Here is a 25,282-nt window from a genome sequence, read left to right as displayed (position 1 = left end):
ACCCCCAACAGTAGCACACTGTCATCCTGAGGGAGCGCACAACCCATAAATCTACTAACCACAGAAGCTTGCGCGCGACCGAAGGATCTTTGTCGGGTCGCGCCAGGCCCAGCCCTCGGTAGCCGTTCAGATCCCTCGGTCAAGCAGACAAGGTCCTTCGTTCGGCGCCAACCCTTTGCGTGCAAGCAGTTTGCGGAGCGGCGCCTCCCTCAGGATGACTGATCGCCGGGGGGAGGGGCGACACCTTCTCAGCCGCCGGCCAGGCCGCGGACGATCTTTGCCGTCGTGATCACCTGGCCCGCATGGCGGGAGGTGTGCTCGCCCGCGTGGTACAGCAGGCCGCGCACGCTGCTGGGCAGCCGCCCGCGTCCCACCTCGCGCGGCTCGTCCAGCGATGCGTCGGGCGTCGCGCGCAGCTGGTCCAGCGCGCGCTCGATGGTCGCGCGGACGTGGGCGATGACGTCCGTCGCCGACGCGCCGGGCTCCCCCTCCGCCCGCAGTGCGGCCAGCTGATCGTCGGACAGCTGCTCGCCGCGCGCGTACGTCGTCAGCCGGTCCAGGCTGCCGGCCAGGTGCCGCAGGTGAAAGCCGGCCGACGCCGCGCCGCCCGGCTTCGTCCACAGCTCCTCGACCGACAGCGACGACGCGGCGTGCTCCACGTCTTCCATCGCCTGCAGCAGTGCGTGCGCCACCGGCTGCAGCCCCGCGCCGATCCCCTCCACCCGCTCCCCGCGCAGCCACACTTCGGGCTTGCTCATCCACCGCTCCTCGTCATCTGGTGATCTCCCTCTATTCTATACGCCTGGCGCCGCGCGGGCGACGGGGACGCCGTAAAACCTTTGTGGCGCGCCTCCTGCAACGCCGCGCCACTCGCGACAGGGATCAACGCGTCACCCGGGAGGATGCATGGGCAAGCTGGCGGGGAAGCTTCTGTGGATGATCGCGGGGACGGCCGCGAGCAAGATGGCGCGCAACTACACGCGCAGCGCGCTGCACACGCGTGGCGGCGCGCCGCGGCTGCCGCGCAAGGCCAAGCGCCAGAGCGGCGTGGGCATGATGCTGGGATGGGCCATCGCCACCGGCGCCATCATGGCGCTGGCGGACGTGCTGAAGGAGCAGGGGAAGGATACCGTCCACGCCCGGGGGTAGGGCGGTACGGGGTACGAAGGTACGGGGTACGAAGTACGAAAGTACGTGACGCGGTCCGCACCGGCAGCGCGCCGGTGCGGACCTTTGCGCGGGGCACATAAAGGACGAGCACGACAGGATGAGCGGCGCGGGATGAGCGCGTGAACCCGCTGCTGGGAAAGCGATAAGCCCCGCTCTGGGCTCGCGGAGCTCGCCCGCGGGGCTTCACCTGCTTATGTCGTCGAGGCCCACCGCGCGGCGTGTCAGGCGCACGACAACTGGCCGAAGCGCACCGGAACCGTCCGTTCACACCACCCCTCCCCCGAAGTTGGGGGAGGGGTCGACCGCCGTTGCGAGGAACGAGCAAAAGGCCGGTCGGGGGAGAGGGTCCCTGCGGGAACGCACCCGAGCCGGTCCGCTCCTTTCCTTCGCTCCGCCACTTCGATTGCGCGTGCTCGGCGTACCGCCAGACACTTGCGCCTGCCCCCGTCGCGCGGGTAGCGTTGGCCGTATCCGCGACGGGATGATCGTCGCCGCTCGGCCCTTTCCACACCGCTCGCCATGCGCGTCAACGGCACGCCGTACCGCACCGTCTGGATGGAGGGCGGCACGGTGCACCTGATCGACCAGAACCGACTGCCGTTCGCCTTCAATCTCGTCGCGTGCGCGGACCACCGCGCCACGGCGGAGGCCATCCGCGACATGACGGTGCGAGGCGCCCCGGCGATCGGTGCGACGGCGGCGTATGCGCTGGCGCAGGCGTTCGGCGAGGCGGACGCGCGCGATCCGTGGCCGTACGCGCGGGCGGCACGCGCCTTCATCGAGGGCACGCGCCCCACCGCGCGCGATCTGTTCCACGGCACCGAGCACGTATGGCGCGCCGCGGAGGCGGCCGCGCATCCGGCTGACGCTGTCCAGGCGGCGTTCGAAGCCGCGCGGGCGCTGGCGGACGAGAGCGTGGAAGGATGCCGGCGCATTGGTGGGCATGGGGCCTCGCTGGTGCCGGAGGGTGCGCGCGTGCTCACGCACTGCAACGCGGGCTGGCTGGCCACGGTGGACTACGGCACCGCGCTGGCGCCCGTGTACGCGGCCGCGGCGGCCGGCCGCGGCGTGCAGGTGTGGGTGGACGAGACGCGCCCCCGCGCACAGGGCGCCCGCCTGACCGCGTGGGAGTTGGGAAGCGAGGGGATCGCGCACGCCGTGATCGCCGACAACGCCGCCGCGTACCTCATGAGCCGCGGCGAGGTGGACCTGGTGATCGTGGGCGCCGACCGCATCGCCGCCAACGGCGACGTGGTCAACAAGGTGGGTACGCTGGCCAAAGCCGTGTGCGCGAGAGAGTTCGGCGTCCCCTTCTACGTCGCCGCGCCGCCGTCGACGTTCGATGCGTCGGTGCCGGAAGGGCGCGCCGTCACCATCGAGGAGCGCTCGCCGGACGAGGTGCATTACCAGACCGGGCCGGACGACGAGGGAACGATGCGCCGCATCCGCGTGACCTCGCCCGGCTGTACGGCGCGCAATCCAGCCTTCGACGTGACGCCCGCGCGGCTGGTGACGGCGTACGTCACCGAGGCCGGCGTCTACCCCGCCGGCGCGCTGCCGGTGGAGGTGTTTCCCACCGCGGAGCCCCGTCCCGCGGCCGCCTGATCCATCCACCGAAACGCCCTGATGACTTCCGCCACCCCCGCGGCCTCCCTCCCCCAGAACGCCCCGGTCGCGCCTGAGGACGCGCTGGACGCCTGCGTGCGCTGGTCGCGGGCGGTGGGCGCGGACACGTCGCTCGTGCTGCGCGGCGGCGGCAACACCTCCGTAAAGGTGGATGAGGAAGACGTGCTGGACCGGCCGCTGCGCGTGCTGCGGGTCAAGGGGAGCGGGTCTGACCTGGCCACCATCCGCCGCGCGGACTTCGCCGGCGTGCGGCTGGACGACGTGCTGCCGCTGATCGACCGCGGCGACATGACGGACGAGGAGATGGTGGCGTACCTGGCCCGCTGTCTGACGGAGCCCACGTCGCCGCGTCCGTCCATCGAGACGCTGCTGCACGCCTTTATCCCCGCGGCCAGTGTCTTCCATTCGCACGCGGACGCGGTGCTGGCGCTGGTCAACACTCCCAATCCGGAGCGCGCCTGCCTGGACGCGTTTGGCGATCGCGTGCTGCGCATCCCCTACCGCCGCCCCGGCTTTCTGCTGTCGAAGGAGGTTGGCCAGGCGGTGCGGGCCAACCCGGACGCGCTGGGCCTCATCCTCCTCAACCACGGCGCCGTCACCTGGGGCGCCACGCCGGAAGAGGCGTATCAGCGCCACCTGGAGCTGGTCGCGATGGCGAAGGCGCACGTGGACGCGCGGACTTCGGCGCCCGTCTTCGCCGCCGAGCCTCGTTACCGGCTGGATGACGACGTGCGGCGGCGCGTGGCGGCGGCGATCGCGCCGGTCATCCGCGGGGCGCTGAGCCGCGAGAAGCACGTGGTGGCGCGCTACACGGACACGCCGGAGGTGCTGGAGTTCGTGGGATCCGAACGGGCGCGCGCGGCCTCCGCGGCGGGCGCGGCGACACCGGACCACATCCTCACCACCAAGCGCCTGCCGCTGTGGGTGGACGTGGACGATCCGGCGGATGCGGACGGCATTGCCCGGAGCTTCGCGGATGCGCTGGACCGCTGGCGGGCGGACTACCACGCCTACGTGCAGCGCTGGCGCACGGACGAGGCCACGCCGGAGGCGGCGCCGCGCATCGTCCTCGTTCCCGGGATCGGGATGTGGACGATCGGCGGGACGCCGAAGATGGCCGTGCTGGCCCGCGACATCTACCTGCACACCCTCGGCATCATGGCCGGCGCGGAGGCGATGGGCGGCTACCGCTCGCTGCCGGAGGGTGACGGATTCCGGGCGGAGTACTGGCCGCTGGAGCTGTACAAGCTGACCCTCGCGCCGCCCGCCCGCGACTTGGCCGGCCGCGTAGCCCTGGTCACCGGCGCGGCGAACGGGCTGGGCCGCGCCATCGCGCTGCGGCTGGCTGCCGCGGGCGCGCAGGTGATCGCGACGGACGTGGATGCGGATGGGATCGAGGAGGTCGCCGCCGCCATCGTGAAGTCCGAGGGCGCGGGCTCCGCGCTGGCGGTGCCGCTGAACGTGACGCGCGCGGACGACGTAGACGCGGCGCTGGAGCGCGCGGCCCTGGAGTACGGCGGCGTGGACGTGATCGTCAGCAACGCCGGCATCGCCCACTGCGCGCCCATCGAGCAGCTGGAGCTGGCGGACTGGGAGCGTTCGATGGCGGTGAACGCCACGGGGCACTTTCTGGTGACGCGCGCGGCGCTGCGCCACTTCCGGCGGCAGGGCAGGGGAGGCGCCATCGTCTTCGTGGCGACCAAGAACGTGACGGCGCCGGGCAAGGATTTCGCCGCGTACAGCGCGTCCAAGGCGGCGGAGGCGCAGCTGGCGCGCGTGGCGGCCATCGAGGGCGGGCCGCTGGGCGTCCGCGTGAACATGGTGAACCCCGACGCCATCTTTGGCGGCAGCCATCTGTGGGACGCCATCCGCGACCAGCGCGCCGCCGCCTACGGCGTCGATCCCGACAAGCTGGAGACCGTCTACCGCGGCCGCACCCTGCTCGGGGTTGAAGTCCGAGGAGAGGACGTGGCGGAAGCCGTGCTCTTCCTCGCCAGCGACCGCTCCTCGCGCACCACGGGAACCATGCTCCCGGTGGATGGAGGTGTGCGCGAGGCGTTCGTACGGTAGAGCGAGAGTGGCCGCGGGCTTTCGGATGAGCGGGTAAACCCGCTGCTGGGAAAGCGATAAGCCCCGCCGGGCTCGCGGAACTCGCCCGGCGGGGCTTCACCTGCTCGTATCGTCGACGCCCGTCGCGCGTGGAGTCTCGGGCGTGTACAACCAGCCAAAGCGCGCGGGACCTTCCCGCACAACGAACCCCTCCCCCGAAGTTGGGGGAGGGGTCGACCGCCGTTGCGAGGAACGAGCAAAAGGCCGGTCGGGAGAGAGGGCCCGTCGGAGCGGGTGGCGCTTCGACATGCATCGAACTGGCGCCCGACGGTGTGCCCCTCCCCCGGCCCCTCCCCGTGCGGTCCTCACGGAGAGGGGAGAGGTCGATCCCGCTTCGATTGCCTCCGGAGCGCACCGCACCTTCCCTCACGCCAACCCCTCCCCCGAAGTTGGGGGAGGGGTCGACCGCCGTTGCGAGGAACGAGCAAAAGGCCGGTCGGGGGAGAGGGCCCGTCCGGAGCGCGCCTACACCTTCGTCTCCTTCGCCTTCTTGCCCGTGGGACTGACGAACTGGCCCACGCGGTTGCCGGCGGCGGAGTCGGCGATGAGCTGGTCCAGGCGGCGCAGGCGGGTGGCTTCCTGCTTGGCGCTCGTCACCCAGTGCACGATCGTCTTGCGATAGCTCAGGGGCTGGGCCTGGAAGAAGGTCCAGGCCGTCCCATTTGCCCTCAGCCGCTCTTCCATCGCCGGATCCAGCGCCGCCTGATCCGCGCGTTCGTAGGCGTAGATGCGGGAGTTGCTTTCCTCGCGCGCCTCGAACGCCTTGAGGCCGGCGGGCTGCATGCGCCCCAGCTCCGTCAGCTCCGCCACGCGGTTGATGTTGACGGCGCTCCAGGTGCTCTTCTTCTTGCGCGGCGTAAAGCGGATGGTGTACGCGTCCTCGCCCGCGCTACGCCGGATACCGTCGATCCACCCGTAGCACAGCGCCTCGTCCACCGACTCCGGCCAGGTGATGCTGGGCTTGCCTGAGCCCTTCTTGTAGAACCCCACCAGCAGCTCGGATTCCCGGTCGTGGTGCGCCTGCAGCCACGCGCGAAAATCTTCGGGGGTGGGGAAGAAGGTGGGCTCCATCACTCGGCCTGCCTTGAAGTTGATTGCCACAGCGCCAGTCATCCTGAGGGCGGCGCTGCTCCTGTCCTTCCCTGTCCGCGATACCGGGCGCGTCGGCCGAAGGACCTTGCTGGCCAAACTGTAAGGCTCCTCCCCGTGCCACGGGCTCCAGCCCTGCGGAAGCCGTGAGAAGGTCCTTCGGTCGCGTGCAGGCGGTTGTGTAGCTTCGGGATCCGCGCGGCGCTCCCTCAGGATGACTGATTCGCGCGATTCAAGGTTCTGCCCGGGAATCCGCGGCGCGGGCGGCGGTGTCGCGGTCCAGAAGGGCGCGGATCTCCTCGATCAGCGGGTCGCCGCTCGTGTAGCGCTTGCCGTAGCCCAGGTTGAACTCGTAGTCGAAGTCGGGCGGGTTCATCCCCTGGTTGTGCTGCATGATGGTCTCCAGCTTGTCCAGCGCCTTCGCCAGCTTCGCCTCGGGCGATGCAGCCGTCTCGTACTCATCCCACAGGCCCGTGATCTCGTCCTGCAGACGCGCGGGAAGCGGCTGCAGAAGCTCCAGCAGGTCCGCGCGCTCCTGGTCGGCTTTGCTCTGACCCGGAATTTGGTGGGTGGCGGGGATGTCGCCGCCGATGGCCTCGCCCAGGTCGTGGATGATGCACATCTTCACCAGCCGCGCGAAGTCCACGCCGGGAAAGCCGTCTTTCAGCACCAGCGCCATCAGGCACAGCCGCCACGTGTGTTCGGCCACGCTCTCCGGCTGGCCGGCGGACGTCCAGGCGCTGCGGTGCGTGCTCTTGAGCTTCTCCGCGGCGCGCAGGAACTCCAGCACGCCGGCGATCTCCCCTGCATCCATACGAGTTCTACGGTTTTGGCGAACGGCTGATCCGCATGCGCTGACCTGCGCGTCCGCCACAATCCGCGAAGGCGGATTTCGTGATTTTCCAGCCGCGGTTTCAACCGCCGATACTGAGGCCGGCGCCGACGCTGCCTTCCGTCCCTACTTCGTTCCGAACAGCCGGTCGCCGGCGTCGCCCAGGCCGGGGAGGATGTAGCCCAAATCGTTGAGCTCGCGGTCCAGCGCGGCGGTGTACACGTGCACGTCGGGGTGGTCGTCAAGCATGCGCTGCACGCCTTCGGGCGCGGCGACCAGGCAGACGAAGCGCACCCGTGTGGCGCCGCTGCGCTTGAGCGACGCCGTGGCCGCCGACGCCGAGCCGCCGGTGGCGAGCATGGGATCCAGGAGGATGAAGTCGCGTGCTTCGGGCTCCGGCGGGATCTTGAAGTAGTAGTCCACCGGCTGCAGCGTGTCGTGGTCGCGAAACAGGCCGATGTGCCCCACCCGGGCAGACGGGATCAGCCGCACCACCCCGTCCACCATCCCCAGCCCCGCGCGCAGGATGGGCACCACGGTGAGCTTCTTTCCCGCCAGCTTCATCTCCGTGGTGCGCTCCAGCGGCGTGTCGATCTCCACCGCCTGCAGCGGCAGGTCCTTGGTGACTTCGTACGCCATCAGCATGGCGATCTCGTCCACCAGCTCCTTGAACTTCTTCTTGGATGTCTCGCTGTCGCGCAGTACCGCCAGCTTGTGGCGCACCAGCGGGTGGCCGATGACGGTGAGGTTGGGAAACTGGTGAGGCACGGGCTCCTCCGGGGATGGACGTTGGCGGGCGGAAGGTATGCGCGGGGTTCGAGCGCGGCAACCCGGCGGGCGGGGAAGGGGTGAACGGGTGAACGGGTGTAATGGTGTGATGGTGTGATGGTGTGATGGTGACTGCGGGATGGGCACCATCGTTGCTCCTGGGGTCGGTACCTGGTTCCGGATACACAGAAAGGCTGACGCAGATGGAAACGATCCAGCTCAACGTTACGGGAATGTCGTGCGGCCACTGCAAGTCGGCCGTGCAGAACGCACTCAGCCGCCAGCACGGCGTGACCGCCGCCACCGTGGATCTGGAGCGCGGCACCGCGCGCGTGGAATACGACCCCGCCGCCGTTTCACCCGCGCAACTCACCGCCGCCGTCGCGGAAGAAGGCTACACCGCCGACATAGCCTGATCCGTCGCGGCGCGCCGGCCTTCGAGCAGCCGAGCAGGTGAAGCCCCGTTCGGCGAGTGTAACGAGCCGAGACGGGGCTTATCGCTTTCTCAGCAGCGGGTTTACCCGCTCATTCCCGTATCGTCCATCCCCGATCGCCGGCAACACACGACGACGCCGGGGCGGCGGACCGCCCCGGCGTCGTGCATCGTCCCACCACCCCGTCCGGCGCCGTTACTCAGGGCGTTCGGTGCCGGGCTGCTGGTGGGGCTTCACCGGCACGTCGGCGGCTTCCAGCGCCAGCTCGGTGCCGGGCTTCAGGCCCTCACCCACCCGCGACTGCGCGTTCATCGCCTGCGGGGGGCCGTCGTCGGGGCTGCCCTGCGGGATGGCGTGCTTGCCGAACGGGCTCTGGTTGTCGAGCTCGTCTTCACGAAAGTTCGTGGGGTTGGGCGCGGCGCCGTCGTGCGGATCGCCCACGCGCGGCTGGCTGTGCAGCCCCTCGTCGGCGAACTGCGACCGGTCCGCCTGCTCCAACGAGTCCTCGCGCATCACGTGCGAGTCGTCACGCCGGTTGGGATCCGTCTGGTCGCCCTGGCGGCGGCTTCCCATCCCCGACTGATGCCCCGTCCACTCTCCGCTCATCTCGAATCCCTCATCGTCAGAGTCGTCCCGCGGGTGCAGGCGCCCCCGCTCGTCCTCGATCTCCATCCGGTTCACCACCGTGTCCACCCCCTGCACCGCGTGCGCCACCGACATCGCGCGCTGTGCCTCCTCACGCGTCCACACCGAGCCCGACAGCTCCACGATGCCGTGGCTGATGGCGCCTACGTCGATGCCGCACTCGCGCAGCCGGTCGTCTTCCAAGAACGCATCCAGCACCGCGTCTTCCAGCGCCAGCAGCGCTTCCTGGTCGCGCGGGGCGCGGCGCACGCCCACGGGGCGGAACTGCGCCGGCTGCCGGCGCGGCTCCGGCGCGGGCTCCGCCTCGTCGTAGCCCTCCGCCTGCACCGCCTCCTTCAGCCCCAGCCCACGCATCACCAGCGCACCGATGGCCAGGCCGCCGATGGCGCCCAGCGTGTACATCAGCCCGCGGCCGCCGCCGGTTTCCTCCAGTTCCACCACAAACTGCCGGTTCTGCCGCTTCGGTTTCTGCTGCTCGTCCGCGGCCTGCCGGTTCTGCCGCTTCGGCTTCTCCTGGCTCTTCCCCGGCCCGCTTCCAGCCTGCCGGTTCTGTCGCTTGGGCCCGTCCTGGCTCTTCTCCGTCATGCTCCGCTAAAGCGCGTCGTGGCAAAAGAATGGAGCCGTAGGGAAGCGCAAGTTGCGTTCCGTACGGCTCCGATGTTCTCCCGTGCCAGGTGCCCAGGTTCACGTGTGCAGTGGCGCGGGGCTACATGAGCCCGGGCACTTGAACCTTGACTCTCCTCAGGGCGGTGTGCTGCCCTGCTTCTCCCGCTCCTCGCGCTCGCGGTCTTCTCGTTCGCGGATGGCTCGTCCGCGCTCCCGCAGGTAGCGCTCGCGCTCGATCGTCTCCTCCTGCCGATCGATCTCGCCGCGCTGCGTACGCTCGCGCCGGGCCGCCTCTTCCTGCTCGCGCGAGCCGCGCGGGGGGGACGGAATGGGGATGGGCACGTTGCGCCCGGCGACCACCGGTCCGCGCTCGTTGATCCCCCACTTGCGCCCGTTGCGGTCGGTGATGGTCCAGTCCGTCGCCCGCCGCCGCCGCTCCGCCTCGCCAGCCAGGCTGTCGTTGAGCGCCTGGATGCGCCCCTCGAAGTGCCGGCGGTAGCGCTCCGTGTCTTCCACCGGCGCCTCGGGAACGGCCGTGGGCCGCACCACCAGCCGCGGGTCGCCCAATTCCGGCCCCAGCCCGCCGGGCCCGGTCCTGCGCGCACCCGTCGCGCCGGGCTGCCCGCTGGGAACGCCGCCGGCCGCGCCCGGAGCCGCCGCGCCCGGCTGTCCTGCCGCCGCCTGGCCAGCCTGGCCCGCGGGTGCGGCGGGGATCCCGGTCGGCGCACGGTTGGGAAAGGGGCCGGGCTCCGGAATGGCGCGCAGCACGGAATCCACCGACGCCGCGCTGATCCCGGTCGGCGCCGCGGCCGCGGGCTCGGGAAGGCTGGCGGACGGATCCGTCGCCATCCCGCCCCACTCGCCCACATCCATATAGTCCACCATCTCCTGTGACTGACCCTGCGGCGCCTGCGGACCGGCAGAGGCGAACCGGCGTTCCGGCGCGGGCGCAAACAGCACCGCCAGAAGCAGCAGAAGGTGAAGGATGACGGAGATGGCGAGAGTCCGCCCCGTGACGAGCGGCGGGCGCTGGTGGCGCGGGCGGCTGAACGGCGCCCGGGCGCGCGGCACGATGGCCGCCGCGGGAGCGGGGGCGTGCGTGGCCGCGTCGGGCGGCGGGGCGGTGGCGGCCGGGGGCGTCATGTGCAGCTTTCTACTCCCCCCATCCGCCCCTGTTCCGGACCGCGCCAGACGTTCACGCGCGCTTAATGACCTTCGGGGAAGGACTTGGGGTGGGAGGGGGATGGCCACATGGATTCCGGCTGCGTGGACCGATCGGCGCGTGCCCCCGGGGCCCTCACCCCCCGACCCCCTCTCCCGCAAACTGCGCGGGAGAGGGGGAGACCTCAACTGCGCCTCGACAAGCGCGGGCGCGTCGTCGGCAAACCCGTCCGAAGCGCGCCATCCTTGTGGCCCCACCACCCCTCTCCCGCGCAGTTTGCGGGAGAGGGGTCGCCAGCCGTCGCGAGGAACGAGCGAAAGGCCTGGCGGGGGTGAGGCCCCGCGCCGTCAGGGGACCTGCTCGACGGCGGCTGCGATACGGTCCAATACCGACGGCAGCGCCTGGAACACTTCCTCGTTGCGGAACCGGATCACCCGGAACCCGCGCGCTTCAAGCTCGTCCGTACGCGCCGCGTCGCGTTCCTGCTGCTGATCGTGGACGGCGCCGTCCAACTCGACCACCAGCCTGGCTGCCGGGCAGTAGAAATCGAGGATAAAGCGGCCCATCGGGGTCTGCCGGCGGAACTTGATGCCGCGCAGTTGCCGGTCGCGCAGCATCTGCCAGAGCACTTCCTCCGCGTCCGTCTGGTCGTGGCGGAACCTGCGCGCCTGCTCAACCAGCTCTACGCTTGCCCCACGTAACCTGAATTGGCTCATCCAGACCTCCGCGAACGTAGAAACAAACTCCCCTCCCCCGCGCAGTTTGCGGGAGAGGGGTTGGGGGTGAGGGCCCCGCCTCACACCGCCGTGGCGCTCGTCTCCAGCAGCCGGGCCATGCGCGCCGCCGCCTGCCGCAGGCGGTCTTCGGAGCAGGTGAGGGCGATGCGGACAAAGCCCTCACCGCCCTCGCCCAGCGACTTGCCGGGGAGCAGCGCCACCCCCTGCTCCAGCAGCAGCCGCCGCGCCCACGGCTCGCTTTCCGTGCCTTCGGGGAGCGGCACCCACAGGTACATGGCGCCGCAGGGGCTGGGCACATCAAAGCCGGCCTCGCGCAACGCCTGCACCGCGGCGTCGCGGCGGGCCTGGAACACGGCCACGTTCCCCGGCACCCAGCTGGCGTGCGACCGCAGCGCCGCCACGCCCGCGTGCTGAATGGTGAACGGCAGCCCCGTGTCCGCGAACGTCTTGACCCGCGTGACCGCCGCCACCAGCTCCGGGTTGCCCACCGCCCAGCCGATGCGCCACCCCGTCATGTTGTACGTCTTGCTGAGCGAGTGGAACTCGATGGCCACCTCGCGCGCGCCGGGGATCTCCAGAATGCTGGGCGGGCTGTACCCGTCGAACGCGATCTCGGAGTACGCGTTGTCGTACGCCAGGATCACCTCGTGCCTGCGGCACCACTCCACGCACGCCTGCAGGTACTCGCGCGGGGCGATGGCGGCCGTGGGGTTGTTGGGATAGTTGAGGTAGAGAATCTTCGCCCGCTTCACCACCTCCGCCGGAATGGAGTCCAGCGGGATCAGAAAGTCGTTCTCCGGCCGCAGGGGGACGATGTACGGTTCGCCCCCGGCCAGCACCGTGCCGCCCAGGTACGCCTGGTAGCCGGGATCGGGGACGATGGTCATGTCCCCTGGCTCCACAAAGGCGAACGGCAGGTGAAAGATCCCTTCCTTGGACCCGATCAGCGGCGCGATCTCCGTCATGGGATCGACGGTCACGCCAAAGCGCGTCCCCATCCACCGGGCAATCTCTTCGCGAAACTCGACCAGGCCCATCTGGAACGAGTAGCGCGAGTTGCCGGGGTCCAGCGCCGCCGCGCGCAGCGCCTCCACCGCGGCCGGGGGCGGCGGCAGGTCGGCGTCGCCGGTGCCCAGGTCGATCACGTCCACGCCGCGCGCCTTGAGGTCGCGCTTGATGGCGGGAACGTCGGTGAGCGGGTACGGCGGCAGGGTGGTAAAGCGGCGGGCCAGCTGCGGCATGATGGTGTTCCTGTCCGGTCAGGCGTGAGTGGGGGCGGATCCGTCGCCGCGGCGCGCGTCCAGCAGCATCCGCGCGACCAGCAGCACCCCGCCGATGGAAATGAAAATGTCGGCCACGTTGAAGATGTACGGAAAAAAGTGGACGTGGATGAAGTCCGTCACCCCGCCGTTCAGCACGCGGTCGCCCAGGTTGCCCAGCGCGCCGCCCAGCACCAGCGCGCCCGCCACGTGAATCCACCGGTCGCGCGATTGCCGGACGATGCTGATGGTGGCGCCGATCCCGATGAGCGTGAGCAGGATCAGCAGCGGCAGCCGCCACGGGTTGGGCGCGCTGTCGTTGAACATCCCCCACGAAATGCCGTGGTTGATGCTGTGCTGAAACGTCAGCAGCCCGTCGATCAGGGTCACCTGGTCGCCCCGCGAGGGAAAACGCTGCTGTACGAGCGCCTTGGTGGCCCAGTCCGCGGCGACGATCGCGGCGATCACCAGGGCCATCCAGCGGTTCTTCGAAAGCTTCATGCGGCCTGCACAGGGTTGCTGAGAATGCCGACGCCGGGGATCTCCACCTCCACGACGTCGCCGGGCTTGAGCGGGGCGACGCCCGCCGGGGTGCCGGTGGCGATCACGTCGCCCGGCTCCAGCGTCATCACCCCGGAAATGTATTCGATCAGCGTGGGGATGTCGAAGGCCATCTCCGACACCCGCCCGTGCTGCCGCACCTCGCCGTTCACGCGGCAGATCACCTCCAGCGCGTCGCGGTTGCCGATCCGATCGATCGGGACCATGGCGCCCATGGGGCAAAAGGTGTCGAAGCCCTTGGCGCGCGTCCACTGGCCGTCGGTCTTCTGCAGGTCACGCGCGGTCACGTCGTTCAGCGGGGCGATGCCGGCTACGTGCTGCCACGCGTCCGCCGCCTTTACCCTGCGCGCCGTGCGGCCGATGATGACGGCGATCTCGCCCTCGTGCTCCACGCGCTTGCTCTCCGGCGGCAGCTCGATCGGCTGGCCGTCGGCGACGAGGGCGGAGGGGGGCTTGAAGAACAGGAGCGGGCGCTCGGGCACCTCGTTGCCCAGCTCGCGGGCGTGCTCCAGGTAGTTGCGGCCCACGCAGACGATCTTGCTCGGACGATTCACGGACGGCGCTGCGACTGGAATGTGGATGCGGTTTGCGGGAGGAATGTAACCCTGCCTCCCCCCTTTGATCCAGCGTGTAAACAAATGTGTGCGGATCGGGTGATGCTGGATACGGTTTGTGTTCGTGGAGATTCGGTAATTGGATGCAGTCGGCATCGGCAGACAGATCGATGCGCGGCTGGAACGATCGCGAAGTCCGCCTTGCCTGGGTGAATAAATTCGCGGCAACAACTACACGAAGTCCACCTGCGTGGACTCGGCGGCCCAGGTGTGTGCGGCGTCCCAAACACCTGCGCGTCCGCACCCAGGCGCGTTCGGCTGATCCTGTGTATGTCGAAGCGCGCCGCAGCCGCGGCTACAGTCCACGAAGGTGGACTTCGCGCTTTCCCAGCGGCGAATTCATTCGCTCCTGGAGCGGACTCGGCGGCCCAGGTGTGTGCGGCGTCCCAAACACCTGCGCGTCCGCACCCAGGCGCGCTCGGCCGATCCTGTGCATGTCGACGCGCGCCGCAGCCGCGGCTACAGTCCACGAAGGTGGACTTCGCGCTTTCCCAGCGGCGGATTCATTCGCTCCTGGTGCGGACTCCGCGGCCCGGCGGGGTGGGGAGGCGTGTCCGGGTATCCTGCCTCCAACAACCAACCCTGTCATTTCGAAGGAGCGCCGCGCTACACCTGCGGATGCCTCGCACCCGGCTCGCGACCGAGAAATTTAGCGTCGGCATTCTCGTGACCGTTCGCAGCGCGCTGCATCGGCATTCTCGTGACCGTTCGCACCGCGCCGCATTCGCGGCTACAATCCGCGAAGGCGGATTTCGTGACCTTCCAGCAGCGATTTCAATCGCCGGACGCGGCGCGCCGGGTGGCGCCGCTCTCGTCGCCCGCGCAGATTCCGCCCGTGGGCTGGCGGCACCTGGGAGACAACCGGCATTGCGTGAGATGACGGATACGAGCGGGGACGTGGAGGGTGGCGGGGCGGAGCCGTCGGGGCGCACACTGGCGCTGGAGCTGGTGCGCGTGACGGAGGCCGCGGCGCTGGCGGCGGCGCGGTGGGCCGGGCGCGGCGACAAGGAGGCCGGCGACGGTGCCGCCGTGCACGCCATGCGCCGCATGCTGGCCACGGCCGACTTCGACGGCGTGGTGGTGATCGGCGAGGGGGCCAAGGACCAGGCGCCCATGCTGTACGACGGCGAGGCCGTGGGCAGCGGGCGCGGGCGGCGCGTGGACGTGGCGGTGGACCCGGTGGAGGGCACCAGCCTGCTGGCCCGCGGCGCGCCCGACGCCATCGCGGTGCTGGGCGTGGCGCCGCGCGGCAGCATGTGGTCGCCCGGGCCCGCGTTCTACATGGACAAGCTGGTGGTGGGCCCCGGCGCTCGCGACGCGCTGCACCCGGAGCTGCTGGACGCGCGCGTGGCCGTGGTGCTGGATGCCGTCGCCGACGCGCTGCGCAAGCCGCTGCGCGAGCTGACGGTGTTCGTGCTGGACAAGCCGCGTCACCAGGGCCGCATCGCCGCCATCCGCGAGGCCGGCGCGCGGGTGATGCTGCGCACCGACGGTGACGTGGCGGGCGCGCTGATGGCCGCGCGCGAGGGGAGCGGGGTCGACCTGCTGATGGGGATCGGCGGCACGCCGGAGGGCGTCATCGCCGCGTGCGCGGTGCAGGCGCTGGGCGGGGCGATGCTGGGCCGCCTGGCTCCTCAAACGCCGGAAGAGGCGGAGGCCATCCGCGCCGCCGGGCTCGACGTGTCGCGCGTGCTCACCGCTGACGACCTGGTGGCCAGCGACGACGTGTTCTTTGCCGCGACGGGGATTACCGACGGCGCGCTTCTGCGCGGCGTGCGCTACACCGCCGCCGGCGCCACCACCGAGTCGCTGGTGATGCGCGGCCGCTCCGGCACCGTGCGCACCGTCGCCGCCGAGCACCGCGCGCACAAGCTGCGCGAGATCGGGGCGGCGGAGGTGTGATGGTGTGATGGTGTGATGGTGTGATGGTGTGATGGTGTGATGGTGTGATGGTGTGATCGATGGTGGGCCGCTTTAACACATCCGGCCCATCGATCGTCTCGTCTCGAACACAACGTACGGCGGACGTCGCGTGTCCCCTCGTCGAATGCGATGAACCGGGCGGGTCGCAATCCGCGAGGGCGGATTTCGTGATGTTCCAGCCGCGGTTTCAACCGCCGAGGACGGGGCCCGACGGAATCGAACCAATCCACATCTTACGCGTGATGCGAATGCCGGATATTGGAGAGGGCGGGGGAGGGCTGCGCAGGCTGCTCCTGGCGGTGCTGCTGTTTGGGATGGTGGGGCTGGCGGCGGAGCTGGTGCTGCTGGACCACGTGGAGCCCGGCTGGCAGTGGGTGCCGCTGGTCGCGCTGGCGCTGGGATCCGTCGCGGGCGCGGCCCTGCTTCTGCGCCCGTCGGCGGCGACGGTGCGCGCGTTCCAGGTGATGATGGCGCTCTTCGTCGCGGCGGGCGTGTTAGGCATGTATCTTCACATTCGCGGGAACGCCCAGTTCGAACTGGAGATGGACCCGGGGATGCGCGGCCTGGCGCTGGTGTGGGAGGTACTGCGCGGCGCGACCCCCTCGCTGGCACCCGGGACGCTGGCCCACTTTGGCCTGCTGGGGCTGGCGTGCACGTATCGGCATCCGGCGCTGCGCCGCGAGCCGTCACCACGCGGCGCAACGGGCGCCGCACCTATCCACACGGAGATCTGATGAACCGACCGATCCTTGCCGTTGCGCTCTGCGCCCTGGCCGCCACCGCCGCCTGCGGAGGCGGCGACGCCGGCAACGACGCCGACGAGGCCAGCCAGAGCACCGCCACCACCGTGGGCCCCGCCGCGACGGATTCCGCCGTGGCCCCCGAGGCCGCTCCGGCCACGACGCCCGCCGCGCCCGCGACGGCCGCCGGCGCGTTCCTGGACCCCAACACCGCTTCGCGCGAGGAGCTGCTGACGGTACCGGGCTTTACCCCCGAGATGGCGGACGCGGTGGTCGCGGGCCGGCCGTACGCCGACATGCGCGGCGTAAACGCCAAGCTCACGGGCCTTAGCGAGCAGCAGCGCGATTCCGTCTACACGCGCCTGTGGAAGCCGCTGGACCTGAACACCGCCACGGCCGAGGAGATCGAACTCATCCCCGGCGTCGCCGGAAAGATGCGCCACGAGTTCGAGGAGTACCGCCCCTACCGCGGCATCGAGCAGTTTCGCCGCGAGATCGGCAAGTACGTGGATCCGCCCGAGGTCGCGCGCCTGGAGCGCTACGTGACCATCGCGTCCTGAGCGAAGCAGAAGAAAAAAGTCTCACGCGGAGCCGCGGAGAACAAAAAAGGGACGCGGAGAACTCATGGGTCTCCGCGTCCTCTTCGTTTTGCCCGCCAGGAACAGGGGTGATCGCATTCCCTCCTCTGTTCCTCTGGCTGTTCTCCGTTCCTCCGTACCCTGATCTCTGTTTGCTGTAGTCCGACTTGCGGTGAGGTGTTTGCCGGCTCCCGAGGGCTGGGCTTCGCGCAACCCGACAAAGATCCTTCGGTCGCGCGCAAGCTTATGTGGCTAGGAAAGTTATGGGCGTGCGCTCCCTCAGGATGACACCACGTATCCGTCAAGCGCAAGCGGGGTTCGGCACACCCTTTCAGGCCGGTTGCGCAGCCTCGGCCAGATGTGCGGCGGGGGCGGCGGGGAGCCAGAGGGTAAAGACGGAGCCGGTGCCGGGGGTGCTTTCCACCGTCAGGTCGCCGCCCATCCACCGCGCGAACCGCCGGCTGATGGCCAGCCCCAGCCCCGCGCCTTCGTGCCGCCGCGTGTATCCGCTTTCCACCTGCACAAACGGCTCGAAGATGCGCTCCAGCTGCTCGGGCGCAATGCCGATCCCCGAATCCTGCACCCGCAGGCACACCCACGGCCCCGCGCTTGCGCCCCCCGCGTGCCCGTCGTGGCTCAGCGAGCAGGTGAGGCGCGCGTGGCCGCCCGGCTCGGTGAACTTGATGGCGTTGGACACCAGGTTAAGCACGATCTGGTCGACGCGCTGCGGATCGCCCGCGTAGCGCGCCTGGGCGTCACACTCGGCGGAGAGGGTGATGCCGCGCGCCTCGGCCTGCGGCGCCAGCACGGCGAGCGCGGTGGTCACCGCGTCGCCCGCCACCGCCACCCGCCGTTCCACCCGCAGCGTCCCCGCCTCGATCCGCGCGAAATCCAGCAGCTGGTCCACCAGCCCCGTAAGGTGCTGGGTGCTGAAGCGGACGCGGGAAAGCTGGTTTTCCTGCCCGGGCGTGACCGGCCCCTCCAGCCCCATCAGCAGCAGGTCCGTGTATCCCAGGATGGCGTTGATGGGGGTGCGGATCTCGTGCGACATGGTGGCCAGGAACTCCGACTTGCTGCGGTTGGCCGCCTCGGCCTCGTCGCGCGCGGCGTCGGCCTCGGCCAGCGCGGTCTCCAGCTGCTCGTTGCTGTGCTCCAGCTCTTCGGCCAGCGACTGCGCCATCTCCATCTGCTCGCGAAGCTCGTCGTGGCTGGCCTGCACCTGCGCCGCCATCCAGTTGAAGCCGCGCGCCAGCATCCCCAGTTCGTCCGTGCGGCGCAGCTCCACGCGCGGGCCGTAGTCCCCCTGCGCCACGGCCTGCGCGGCGGCCTGCAGGCGCAGCACGGGGCGGGTGATGCTGCGGCTGAGCACCCATGCGCCCGCCGCGGCGGCCAGGACCAGCCCCAGCGCCGCCAGCCCCGCGTGGCGCAGAAAGGTGTCGGGCCGCGCCATCACCTCCGGGCGGCTCTGCTCGCCGACAAAGCTCCAGGGCCGGCCCGCGATGGGTGTGGCGTGTGCAAAGTGCGGCCCGCCGGCGCGGGTGTAGCGCGCGGCGCCGCGGAACGGCCACTCCGCGGGCGCGGGGACGGCGGTGCCGTCGATCGCGACCCACTGCCCCCCGGCGTTGTCGGCAAAGTACACGTCCACCCCGTCGCCGATGAGCTGCTGGATGGGCGCCGAGGCCTGGCCCCCCACGCGCCGGGCCTCCGCGACCCATCCCAGCGTGTCCGCGCCCCGCACCACGGGCACGGCCAGCCAGAAGCAGGTCATGGGCCCCGCGGCGAAGAAGCGCCCCACGCCGGCGCTGTCCGGAAGAGATTCCGCGGTCGGCGCGGCGGGGGACCGGCCGCCGGGAAACGCGCCGACGTGCAGCAGAGGCCGCCGCGCGCGGTCCCACAGCACGATGGGCAGCTCCGGCTCCTGGGCGGTGCGCAGCCCCTGGAGCGCCTGCGTGGCCGCCGGCCGCGCCGCTGCATCCGGGTTCCGCAGGTACGCGGCGAGCGCCGGGTGGGCAGCCCGCGTGCGCACCTCCTGCAGGCGCGCGGGGACGCTTGGGCCGGAGAGGAGCGCCAGCTGTTCCGTGACGCGGCGCAGGCGCTCCAGCGCGGTACTGGTGGCGGCCTGCCGCACCTCCGCCCACGCGAAGAAGACGCACGCCGCCATGGTTGCCACCAGCAGCGCGGTGATCATCAGCGGCAGGCGGTGCTCCAGCGAGAGACCGCGTCGGGTGGGACGGGGCGTTGGGTCGGGCGTCATTTCCTCGGTCCGGAACCGGCGGGCGGGCCAGGCTTCATTGAATCCGCCAAACCTATCGTGCCCCGCAGCGATCCGCACGCCCCTTTTCAGACAGAACGACTTCTGTACTCCGTTTCTCCGATGGTCCGCCGAATCGACAAAAGACCATGTCTCACACGGAGTCAACGGAGTTAACGGAGTTTTCTCGTGCCGGTTCCTCTGGCGCACGGGCGAGTCGAACAAAAGAATGGCCTCACGCAGAGTTACCAGAGTTAGCAGAGTTTTCTCGTGCCGTTTCCTCTGCTTACGGTGTGAAGCTGGATTCCCGGGTGTCGGGTGCAGGTGGGGGATGTCGACGAGGCACACTCTTTTGTAGAGGTGTCGGGAACGGGAGGTAGATGGAATGCGGCAGGGGGCCATCCGCGTTTTTTGAGAGGGATGCAGATCGGCGGATGAGGTTCCGAAGCGCACGGGACCGCGCTGATCGCACCACCTGATGCGCGATCCGGAGAACCGTCCGTGTGCACCATGATCGAGGTGAACGCGAAGACCCGGCGAGGATCGATCTCCTCGCCGGGTCTTCATTCGATGGCCGACTGGGGTGGATCAGCCGTTGGAGCGGCCGGTCACGCCGGTGGAGCGGCTGGCCCAGGGGTCCGAGCGCATCCACGTTTTGTCCAGCGGCGAGAACAGGAACACCAGGCCGCCGCGGCTGATCTTGGGCAGCAGCTGGCGGGCGCGGCCCTGCTCCATGGCCGGGCACCCCTCGCTGCGGCCGGCGCGGCTGGCCGTTACGTACGGCGCACCGTGCGCCACCACGCCGCGGGCGCGGGCCGCGCTGTTGTAGCGGCCGGACAGCCCCTGCAGGCGCAGACCCACCGAGGTGTAGCGCCGGCCGCTGGCCGTGCCGCTGAAGCCGTACGTCTCCTGCGCCAGGTACAGACCCAGCGAGGTGGCGTTGCTCCCCTGGCGGTTGCTGAACCGCACCGGCTTGTTGTCGCTGGGCGACGCAGAGCCGCGGCCGTGCGCCACGGTAAAGGGCCCGTCCACCACCGTCAGCTTGTCCATGTCGAACACGTAGCCGCGCGGCGTGGTGTTCGACAGGCCGTAGTCCACGTAGTACAGGTACGGCTTCTTCACCTTGCCGGGGTTGGCCGTCTTGTAGTTGTAGTACGCCTGAAAGGCCATCCGCAGCGCCGACGGGTCGCTCTGGCGGCGCACGCTCTTGCCCAGCGTCTCCAGCGCGGTCTGCACCTGCGTCTTTTCGACGGCGCTCTCCACGCCCACACCGCTCAGCACGGCGCGCGCGGCCTGCAGCGCGGGGGCTGCGGGCGCCGGCGCGGCCGCCACCGGGGCGGGCTGCACGGCAACGGCAGCCGGCGGCGTGGCGGTCTTGCTCTCGGCGCGGTCCGTTCCGTTCGCCTGCGCGCCACTGGCGCCCACGAACGCGGCGGCGGCGGCGAGCATCAGCAGGTGGTTGTTACGCATCGCTGACCTCGTTGTCGTCGTCGGCGCGGCCACGGGACCACGCACGAACGGCTGATTTATCAGGGGGAATACCGCGCTCCCGCATCGATGAACGGCACGGGAGCGCGCTTTCTGTCGCATTCGAGTGACACGGCCGGAGCGGGTTTGAAGCACGATACGCAAGGTATCCGTGGGTGACATCCCCATAGCTGTCTGCGATGCACGCTTTCGCGCGCTCCGCATCTGCTACGGGATCAGCCCCCTGCTTCAAGGGTGTCGGCTCAAACGTGAGCCCCGGCCGTGTCGTTGTTGTGCTACCAATCTAGCGCACAGCTAACCCCATGTCAACCCACAGGATACGCATGTTTAGCGTGCAAAGGCGCCCTGCGCCGCTTTCGGGAATGACGTGCGTGCACCATGGATCCTGGGCTTCCCCGAACGGATTGACTTTCGCGGCTTTACGTTCCGGGAACGGCCGGGGCGTTGGCCGCGCTCACCACGAGCACGGCGAACAACATCAGCACGAACAGCCCGATCATGGCACAGGAAAGGGCCAAACCGAACTTGAGGAAGCTGGAGAACCGAGTGCCGTAGAAACGTCCGGCCGCGAACAGCATCCCGATCGTCAAAACGCCCATCAGCCGGCCGGTGATTGCCTGATACACGTCTTTCCCCAGCAGCAGCGCGCCTACGCTGATCGCAAGCTGCAGCAGCAACAGGTGTCCCGACACGTACAGCGAGAACACGGCTGCTTCGGCGACCGTCGAGCGCCTGAACAACAGGCGTAGCGGGGGTGCCAGGAACAGGCAGAGAACCAGCGTCATGAGCGCCGGATGCGCGTCCGTGAACAGCTGAACCTGTACGAACGCTTCGCCCTGATCGCCTTCCCATCCCACGTTCTCGGCCCGCAGCCCCGCCACCATGGCGTCCTGCCACGCCTTTGAGAGGACCACGTACGCGCCGGCGGCGAGGAGCAGGTACGCCACGGGATTGGTGTATCGCTGCCTGCGCCCGCTCACGTAATCCTGGATCATCCGCCCGGGGCGGATCGTCAGGTCCACGATGGTGCGGAGCAGCCCCCCTTCAAGCCCCAGCTTGCGGACGACAAAGTCGCGCACCAGCCGCCGGATGGTCAGCCGGCCGTCCAGAAAGTGCTGTCCGCACGCGTGGCAATATTCGCCCATCCGCGGTGCCTCGCAGTTTGCGCAGGCTTCGGGCGCGGTGTGCAGCGCGGGTACGTGCACGCGTGTGGGGAGGAGGTGGGTATCCATGGTGATGTGCGAGAGCGGGATGAACGGGCCGCCGTGTACGAGCGGCACGCCGGGTCTGGGATGGCGAGGCGACGATGGCGTACGATCGGGCGCGGAGGCCGGATGGCGGCGGCCGGGGATCAGAAGCGTCTGGAGGTGCTGGAACATTACCCGCGCGGGAGCGATTGTACAACCACCGCGCGACATACGTCCCGCGGCCTTTGCGGCGTGAACATCAAACTGTTGAAATGGAATGCGGAGTCCCCATTGTGGCGCTCGCGCAAGGCTATTACTATGCGACAATCATCGTGATGGACTGCGGCAGGACCGATTCTTTCCCCGGCAATCCACGAGGAGACCCCATGAAGAAGCTCCGGCTGTCCCTGGACGACATCACCGTCGAATCGTTTTCCACCCTGTCGCCGCGGTTGCGGCTGGGCACCGTGGCCGCGAACCAGATGAGCGCCACCACGTGCCAGCAGATCATCTGCGACTGCACCACGCAAGGATTCGAGCAGACCTGCCAGACGTGTGGCGCCTCGTGCAACGGCACGTGCGACGCCTCGTGCAACGGAACCTGCAACGGGTGTCCCGAGCCGTCCGCCAACGGCACCTGCGCCGGCTGGACGTGCGAGGGCACCTGCGGCTTTACCTGCAACACCTGCGCGGGCTACAGCTGCGAGTACTGTTCGGCCCCCGGCCAGATCATCTGCGATCCCTGAGTTCCTGACCTCTCGCCGCGGTCCCCGCTCCGCCGCCCCATTCCCGGGGCGGCGGAGTGCGTTTGGGGTCATCGATCAGCACGAACGAAGCCCCGGCCTTGCGGCAGGCCGGGGGGGCATTATCGATCGATTTCGTTCGAGCCGTTTCCCGCTACGGCGCGCCGGACGCAGGGCAGGCCACGCTCTGCATCCGGAACGCTGCAGTCCCCGTCGCAGGGGTTGTCGATGCACGTTCTCGCATAACCAGTCCCCGGCTTCCGCTGCGGGAATCCGGGGCTCGTCGGGGGGAGACACCTGGCGTTCAGCCGCGCGTCAGCTGCAGGGTGTACGCGCCCGTATCGCCGCCCATGAGCGAGTTGGCGCGGATCACGTACTCGCCGTCTTCGGGAAAGGTGAAGCGGAGAACGCTGTCGGTGCCGGACGGACCGTCGTCGTTGCTATCCAGCAGCTCGAACTCGCCGTCCACCAGCCGGCCCACCGCCAGGAACGTATCGAACGCTTCGGAGCTCAGGCTGATGGTGACGGCCTCGTCGGCGCGCCCCTCGTACACGTACAGGTCGAAGTACGACTCATCCTCGGCCTGCGCATCGTTCTCGGTCAGCTCGCCTTGCACCGCCATGCCCGGGCGGATCGGCGTGGCGCCGGCACCGGATTCCGGGCGCTGCTCGCGCTCACCCAGATCCTCCAGCTCCACCGTGTACGCACCGGTTTCACCCTCCATCAGCGAGTTGGCGCGGATTTCGTACGTGCCGTTCTCGCCGGCGCGAAGCTCCACCCGCGCATCGGTGCCGCCGCCCTCGTCATCGTCCGACTCGCAGTCTTCGCAGTGGTCCCCTGCACTCGAGCCCACGGCCAGGTAGGCGTCGAAATCCTGCGAGCGCAGGGTGACGGCGTAGACGTGGCCCGCCTGGCCGCGAAAGCGCCACAGGTCGTAGTGGGTGCCGTCCTCCAGCACGGGATCGCTGGACGAAAGCTCGCCGCGCACGGTCTGTCCGGGGCGAATGGTGCCCTGCGCGGCGGCCGGGAGGGCCGTGCCTGCCAGCAGCACGCCGAGCAGAAGGCTGGTGCGGATCATGTCTTTCGGGATGGGACGTAGGTGAGGGCCGGCGCCGGCGACGCCGAAGCACTGGCACTCGAAGCACGCCCGAGTGAGTGCGCGCACTGCTACCGTTGCCGCACCCCACACGTTCCCTGTCAGTCCTGCGGTCCGGCGGATGCCGGGCAAGCCACGCTCTGCATCCGGAACTCCGCGCCCTGGGCGCTTCCCTCGCCGCCGTCCACGCGCACGGCCAGGGTGCCCGCGTCGATGCGCCGGTAGATGATGCGCTTGGGAAAATCGTGCGTGGGATCCTCGAACCGCGCCTCGCCTGCGGGCGAGGGCGCCAGGCGAAAGCGGCCCTGCGGCGTGCCTTCGGGTGCCGGCATCAGCGCGATCCCGGCCGAGTCCGCCACGATGCGGCTGAACTCCCACGCGCGGGTGCGGCCGGTGTTCTTGTCCAGGTAGCGCGTGGCGGCCAGCATGACGTCCGAGTCGGCCGCGGTCCACTGCTCCTCGATGCTCTGGTTCACCCCCGCGTCGGCCCGCCAGCACCCGGCCATGAAGGCCAGCTGCGCCAGCGGCCGCTCCGCCTGCTGCGCCTGCGCCACCGACGGTGTCGCCGCGGCGATGACGGCGAGGCAGAGGAGTGAAAAACGGTGCAATGGACGGGGGATGGTCATCGTTGAGCCTTGGACGGTAGGGCGAGGAGAGAAACGCCTGCGTACGCCACAATGCGTGACGTCCCCCGGCGTTGTCCAGTACCGGTGATGAACACCTTGGGTTCGTGCCGGGGTCCACGGCGCCGACGGTGGCGCGGTTCGGCTGGCCCACTTGAACGCGTGACCGTCGGATCTCACCGCTTGCCCCGGGCGGCGGGGGACGGCAGGTTTTCGCGCATGCCGAACGAACCGATTTCCGCGCTCGCGCTGGCGGCGGTGTTCCTTGCCTCGGTGCTGGGGGGCGGGGTGAACGCCATCGCCGGCGGGGGAACGCTGCTGACCTTTCCCGCGCTGGTGGGGCTGGGCGTGCCCCCGCTTACCGCCAACGCCACCAGCACCGTGGCGCTGTGGCCCGGCGCGCTGAGCAGCATGTGGGGGTACCGCGGCGAGCTGCGCGGCGCGCGCGCCTGGGTGGTGCGCCTTACGCTGCCCAGCGTGCTGGGCGGCGCGCTGGGTGCCTGGCTGCTGCTGCGCACCCCGCCCGACCGCTTTGAGCGCATCGTCCCCTTTCTGGTGCTGGGCGCCACCGTGCTGTTCCAGGCGCAGAGCCACATCATGGGCCGCCTGGCCCGCCGCCGCGGCGCCCCCGCGGGTCCCGTCGCCGAATCGCCGGGGGACGATCCGCACGTGGCGCCATGGGTGTTCGTGGCGGGGCAGTTCGTCATCGGCGTATACGGCGGGTACTTTGGCGCGGGGATCGGCATCCTGATGCTGGCGGGGCTGGGGATGATGGGCTTTACCAACATCCACCGGATGAACGGCCTGAAAAACTGGGGGGCCGTGTGCATGAACGTGGTGGCGGCCGCCATCTTTGCCTTGAGCGGCATCGTGAACTGGCCGGTGGCGCTGGCCATCGGCGCCGGCGGACTGCTGGGCGGCTACGGCGGGTCGCGGATGGCCCAGCGCGTGGGGCAGCAGCGGGTGCGCCGCGCCATCGTCGGCATCGGCCTGGCTTCCTTTCTCTTTCTCCTGTTCCGCGGGCTCTGACCGGATCGAACG

The 25,282-nt window shown here is 69.8% G+C and carries 24 protein-coding genes; 9 read left to right on the top strand and 15 right to left on the bottom strand.

What is annotated here, in order from left to right:
* Positions 1-248: 248 nt before the first annotated feature.
* Positions 249-758 (bottom strand): DinB family protein, encoded by a 510-nt coding sequence (locus ACOJUJ_RS14015; protein WP_420127511.1) that lies wholly within the window; start codon positions 756-758, stop codon positions 249-251.
* A gap of 148 nt (positions 759-906) precedes the next feature.
* Between ACOJUJ_RS14015 and ACOJUJ_RS14010 the strand changes: the two genes are divergently transcribed.
* From ACOJUJ_RS14010 to rhaD, 3 genes are all read left to right on the top strand, one after another.
* The gene (locus ACOJUJ_RS14010; RefSeq protein WP_420127510.1) at positions 907-1,149 is read left to right on the top strand and encodes a hypothetical protein; all 243 of its coding nucleotides are present in this window, start codon (positions 907-909) and stop codon (positions 1,147-1,149) included.
* Positions 1,150-1,689: 540 nt separating this feature from the next.
* Positions 1,690-2,775 carry an S-methyl-5-thioribose-1-phosphate isomerase gene (gene mtnA, locus ACOJUJ_RS14005; protein ID WP_420127509.1) on the top strand — a complete coding sequence of 362 codons (1,086 nt, stop codon included), beginning with the start codon at positions 1,690-1,692 and terminating at the stop codon, positions 2,773-2,775.
* Positions 2,776-2,796: 21 nt separating this feature from the next.
* Positions 2,797-4,866, top strand: a complete 2,070-nt coding sequence (gene rhaD, locus ACOJUJ_RS14000) for a bifunctional rhamnulose-1-phosphate aldolase/short-chain dehydrogenase (RefSeq protein ID WP_420127508.1) — start codon at positions 2,797-2,799, stop codon at positions 4,864-4,866.
* 504 nt (positions 4,867-5,370) lie between these two features.
* Here rhaD and ACOJUJ_RS13995 read toward each other — a convergent pair.
* From ACOJUJ_RS13995 to upp, 3 genes are all read right to left on the bottom strand, one after another.
* The gene (locus tag ACOJUJ_RS13995) at positions 5,371-5,976 is read right to left on the bottom strand and encodes a YdeI/OmpD-associated family protein (RefSeq protein WP_420127507.1); all 606 of its coding nucleotides are present in this window, start codon (positions 5,974-5,976) and stop codon (positions 5,371-5,373) included.
* 250 nt (positions 5,977-6,226) lie between these two features.
* Positions 6,227-6,808 (bottom strand): HD domain-containing protein, encoded by a 582-nt coding sequence (locus ACOJUJ_RS13990; protein WP_420127506.1) that lies wholly within the window; start codon positions 6,806-6,808, stop codon positions 6,227-6,229.
* A gap of 144 nt (positions 6,809-6,952) precedes the next feature.
* Complete coding sequence (gene upp, locus ACOJUJ_RS13985) at positions 6,953-7,594, bottom strand: uracil phosphoribosyltransferase (RefSeq protein WP_420127505.1); 642 nt, start codon at positions 7,592-7,594, stop codon at positions 6,953-6,955.
* A 203-nt stretch (positions 7,595-7,797) separates the two neighbouring features.
* Here upp and ACOJUJ_RS13980 point away from each other — a divergent pair, with 203 nt between their 5' ends.
* Positions 7,798-8,010 carry a heavy-metal-associated domain-containing protein gene (locus ACOJUJ_RS13980; protein ID WP_420127504.1) on the top strand — a complete coding sequence of 71 codons (213 nt, stop codon included), beginning with the start codon at positions 7,798-7,800 and terminating at the stop codon, positions 8,008-8,010.
* Positions 8,011-8,223: 213 nt separating this feature from the next.
* Here the strand turns inward: ACOJUJ_RS13980 and ACOJUJ_RS13975 are convergent, their stop codons facing one another.
* From ACOJUJ_RS13975 to ACOJUJ_RS13950, 6 genes are all read right to left on the bottom strand, one after another.
* Entirely contained in the window at positions 8,224-9,258 is a 1,035-nt protein-coding gene (locus ACOJUJ_RS13975) for a BON domain-containing protein (RefSeq protein WP_420127503.1), read from the bottom strand.
* A 156-nt stretch (positions 9,259-9,414) separates the two neighbouring features.
* Entirely contained in the window at positions 9,415-10,422 is a 1,008-nt protein-coding gene (locus ACOJUJ_RS13970; protein WP_420127502.1) for a hypothetical protein, read from the bottom strand.
* Between the two features lie 366 nt (positions 10,423-10,788).
* Entirely contained in the window at positions 10,789-11,157 is a 369-nt protein-coding gene (locus tag ACOJUJ_RS13965) for an endonuclease domain-containing protein (RefSeq protein ID WP_420127501.1), read from the bottom strand.
* An 80-nt stretch (positions 11,158-11,237) separates the two neighbouring features.
* Positions 11,238-12,419 (bottom strand): aminotransferase class I/II-fold pyridoxal phosphate-dependent enzyme, encoded by a 1,182-nt coding sequence (locus ACOJUJ_RS13960; RefSeq protein WP_420127500.1) that lies wholly within the window; start codon positions 12,417-12,419, stop codon positions 11,238-11,240.
* An 18-nt stretch (positions 12,420-12,437) separates the two neighbouring features.
* Positions 12,438-12,938: a signal peptidase II gene (gene lspA, locus ACOJUJ_RS13955; RefSeq protein WP_420127499.1), complete on the bottom strand. Its 501-nt coding sequence runs from the start codon at positions 12,936-12,938 to the stop codon at positions 12,438-12,440.
* The gene (locus ACOJUJ_RS13950) at positions 12,935-13,552 is read right to left on the bottom strand and encodes a fumarylacetoacetate hydrolase family protein (protein ID WP_420127498.1); all 618 of its coding nucleotides are present in this window, start codon (positions 13,550-13,552) and stop codon (positions 12,935-12,937) included. Before ACOJUJ_RS13950 ends, lspA begins: the two co-directional genes overlap by 4 nt.
* Before the next feature lie 936 nt (positions 13,553-14,488).
* Between ACOJUJ_RS13950 and glpX the strand changes: the two genes are divergently transcribed.
* From glpX to ACOJUJ_RS13935, 3 genes are all read left to right on the top strand, one after another.
* Entirely contained in the window at positions 14,489-15,514 is a 1,026-nt protein-coding gene (gene glpX, locus ACOJUJ_RS13945) for a class II fructose-bisphosphatase (protein WP_420127497.1), read from the top strand.
* Positions 15,515-15,783: 269 nt separating this feature from the next.
* Entirely contained in the window at positions 15,784-16,269 is a 486-nt protein-coding gene (locus ACOJUJ_RS13940) for a hypothetical protein (RefSeq protein ID WP_420127496.1), read from the top strand.
* Positions 16,269-16,835, top strand: coding sequence for a hypothetical protein (locus ACOJUJ_RS13935; RefSeq protein WP_420127495.1), 567 nt, complete (start codon positions 16,269-16,271; stop codon positions 16,833-16,835). Before ACOJUJ_RS13940 ends, ACOJUJ_RS13935 begins: the two co-directional genes overlap by 1 nt.
* A 349-nt stretch (positions 16,836-17,184) precedes the next feature.
* Here ACOJUJ_RS13935 and ACOJUJ_RS13930 read toward each other — a convergent pair whose 3' ends face one another.
* From ACOJUJ_RS13930 to ACOJUJ_RS13920, 3 genes are all read right to left on the bottom strand, one after another.
* A complete protein-coding gene (locus ACOJUJ_RS13930; RefSeq protein WP_420127494.1) occupies positions 17,185-19,107 on the bottom strand; it encodes an ATP-binding protein in 1,923 nt (640 codons plus the stop codon).
* A gap of 585 nt (positions 19,108-19,692) precedes the next feature.
* Positions 19,693-20,574: a murein L,D-transpeptidase catalytic domain-containing protein gene (locus tag ACOJUJ_RS13925; RefSeq protein WP_420127493.1), complete on the bottom strand. Its 882-nt coding sequence runs from the start codon at positions 20,572-20,574 to the stop codon at positions 19,693-19,695.
* A 437-nt stretch (positions 20,575-21,011) separates the two neighbouring features.
* Positions 21,012-21,872 (bottom strand): DUF3667 domain-containing protein, encoded by an 861-nt coding sequence (locus ACOJUJ_RS13920; protein ID WP_420127492.1) that lies wholly within the window; start codon positions 21,870-21,872, stop codon positions 21,012-21,014.
* Between the two features lie 293 nt (positions 21,873-22,165).
* Between ACOJUJ_RS13920 and ACOJUJ_RS13915 the strand changes: the two genes are divergently transcribed.
* Positions 22,166-22,525 carry a hypothetical protein gene (locus tag ACOJUJ_RS13915; protein WP_420127491.1) on the top strand — a complete coding sequence of 120 codons (360 nt, stop codon included), beginning with the start codon at positions 22,166-22,168 and terminating at the stop codon, positions 22,523-22,525.
* Positions 22,526-22,826: 301 nt separating this feature from the next.
* Here ACOJUJ_RS13915 and ACOJUJ_RS13910 read toward each other — a convergent pair whose 3' ends face one another.
* Both ACOJUJ_RS13910 and ACOJUJ_RS13905 read right to left on the bottom strand, forming a co-directional pair.
* Positions 22,827-23,600, bottom strand: a complete 774-nt coding sequence (locus tag ACOJUJ_RS13910; RefSeq protein ID WP_420127490.1) for a PPC domain-containing protein — start codon at positions 23,598-23,600, stop codon at positions 22,827-22,829.
* A gap of 119 nt (positions 23,601-23,719) precedes the next feature.
* Positions 23,720-24,226, bottom strand: coding sequence for a DUF6265 family protein (locus ACOJUJ_RS13905; protein ID WP_420127489.1), 507 nt, complete (start codon positions 24,224-24,226; stop codon positions 23,720-23,722).
* Positions 24,227-24,460: 234 nt separating this feature from the next.
* Here ACOJUJ_RS13905 and ACOJUJ_RS13900 point away from each other — a divergent pair, with 234 nt between their 5' ends.
* The gene (locus tag ACOJUJ_RS13900) at positions 24,461-25,270 is read left to right on the top strand and encodes a sulfite exporter TauE/SafE family protein (protein ID WP_420127488.1); all 810 of its coding nucleotides are present in this window, start codon (positions 24,461-24,463) and stop codon (positions 25,268-25,270) included.
* Positions 25,271-25,282: the final 12 nt, after the last annotated feature.

The sequence above is a fragment of the Longimicrobium sp. genome, assembly GCF_048594345.1.
Taxonomy (GTDB): Bacteria; Gemmatimonadota; Gemmatimonadetes; order Longimicrobiales; family Longimicrobiaceae; genus Longimicrobium.
Note: the sequence above shows the minus strand (reverse complement) of the source record. Positions and strands in the feature narration are given on the sequence as shown.

Excerpts from the sequence above, each read along its gene's own strand:
- ACOJUJ_RS14015 (WP_420127511.1), bottom strand. The coding sequence starts at position 758 with ATGAGCAAGCCCGAAGTGTGGCTGCGCGGGGAGCGGGTGGAGGGGATC.
- ACOJUJ_RS13925 (WP_420127493.1), bottom strand. The coding sequence starts at position 20,574 with ATGCGTAACAACCACCTGCTGATGCTCGCCGCCGCCGCCGCGTTCGTG.
- ACOJUJ_RS13980 (WP_420127504.1), top strand. The coding sequence starts at position 7,798 with ATGGAAACGATCCAGCTCAACGTTACGGGAATGTCGTGCGGCCACTGC.
- ACOJUJ_RS13900 (WP_420127488.1), top strand. The coding sequence starts at position 24,461 with ATGCCGAACGAACCGATTTCCGCGCTCGCGCTGGCGGCGGTGTTCCTT.
- ACOJUJ_RS13915 (WP_420127491.1), top strand. The coding sequence starts at position 22,166 with ATGAAGAAGCTCCGGCTGTCCCTGGACGACATCACCGTCGAATCGTTT.
- rhaD (WP_420127508.1), top strand. The coding sequence starts at position 2,797 with ATGACTTCCGCCACCCCCGCGGCCTCCCTCCCCCAGAACGCCCCGGTC.
- ACOJUJ_RS13990 (WP_420127506.1), bottom strand. The coding sequence starts at position 6,808 with ATGGATGCAGGGGAGATCGCCGGCGTGCTGGAGTTCCTGCGCGCCGCG.
- lspA (WP_420127499.1), bottom strand. The coding sequence starts at position 12,938 with ATGAAGCTTTCGAAGAACCGCTGGATGGCCCTGGTGATCGCCGCGATC.
- ACOJUJ_RS14010 (WP_420127510.1), top strand. The coding sequence starts at position 907 with ATGGGCAAGCTGGCGGGGAAGCTTCTGTGGATGATCGCGGGGACGGCC.
- glpX (WP_420127497.1), top strand. The coding sequence starts at position 14,489 with ATGACGGATACGAGCGGGGACGTGGAGGGTGGCGGGGCGGAGCCGTCG.
- ACOJUJ_RS13935 (WP_420127495.1), top strand. The coding sequence starts at position 16,269 with ATGAACCGACCGATCCTTGCCGTTGCGCTCTGCGCCCTGGCCGCCACC.
- ACOJUJ_RS13995 (WP_420127507.1), bottom strand. The coding sequence starts at position 5,976 with ATGGAGCCCACCTTCTTCCCCACCCCCGAAGATTTTCGCGCGTGGCTG.
- ACOJUJ_RS13940 (WP_420127496.1), top strand. The coding sequence starts at position 15,784 with ATGCCGGATATTGGAGAGGGCGGGGGAGGGCTGCGCAGGCTGCTCCTG.
- ACOJUJ_RS13975 (WP_420127503.1), bottom strand. The coding sequence starts at position 9,258 with ATGACGGAGAAGAGCCAGGACGGGCCCAAGCGACAGAACCGGCAGGCT.
- ACOJUJ_RS13930 (WP_420127494.1), bottom strand. The coding sequence starts at position 19,107 with ATGACGCCCGACCCAACGCCCCGTCCCACCCGACGCGGTCTCTCGCTG.
- ACOJUJ_RS13965 (WP_420127501.1), bottom strand. The coding sequence starts at position 11,157 with ATGAGCCAATTCAGGTTACGTGGGGCAAGCGTAGAGCTGGTTGAGCAG.
- mtnA (WP_420127509.1), top strand. The coding sequence starts at position 1,690 with ATGCGCGTCAACGGCACGCCGTACCGCACCGTCTGGATGGAGGGCGGC.
- ACOJUJ_RS13910 (WP_420127490.1), bottom strand. The coding sequence starts at position 23,600 with ATGATCCGCACCAGCCTTCTGCTCGGCGTGCTGCTGGCAGGCACGGCC.
- ACOJUJ_RS13960 (WP_420127500.1), bottom strand. The coding sequence starts at position 12,419 with ATGCCGCAGCTGGCCCGCCGCTTTACCACCCTGCCGCCGTACCCGCTC.
- ACOJUJ_RS13970 (WP_420127502.1), bottom strand. The coding sequence starts at position 10,422 with ATGACGCCCCCGGCCGCCACCGCCCCGCCGCCCGACGCGGCCACGCAC.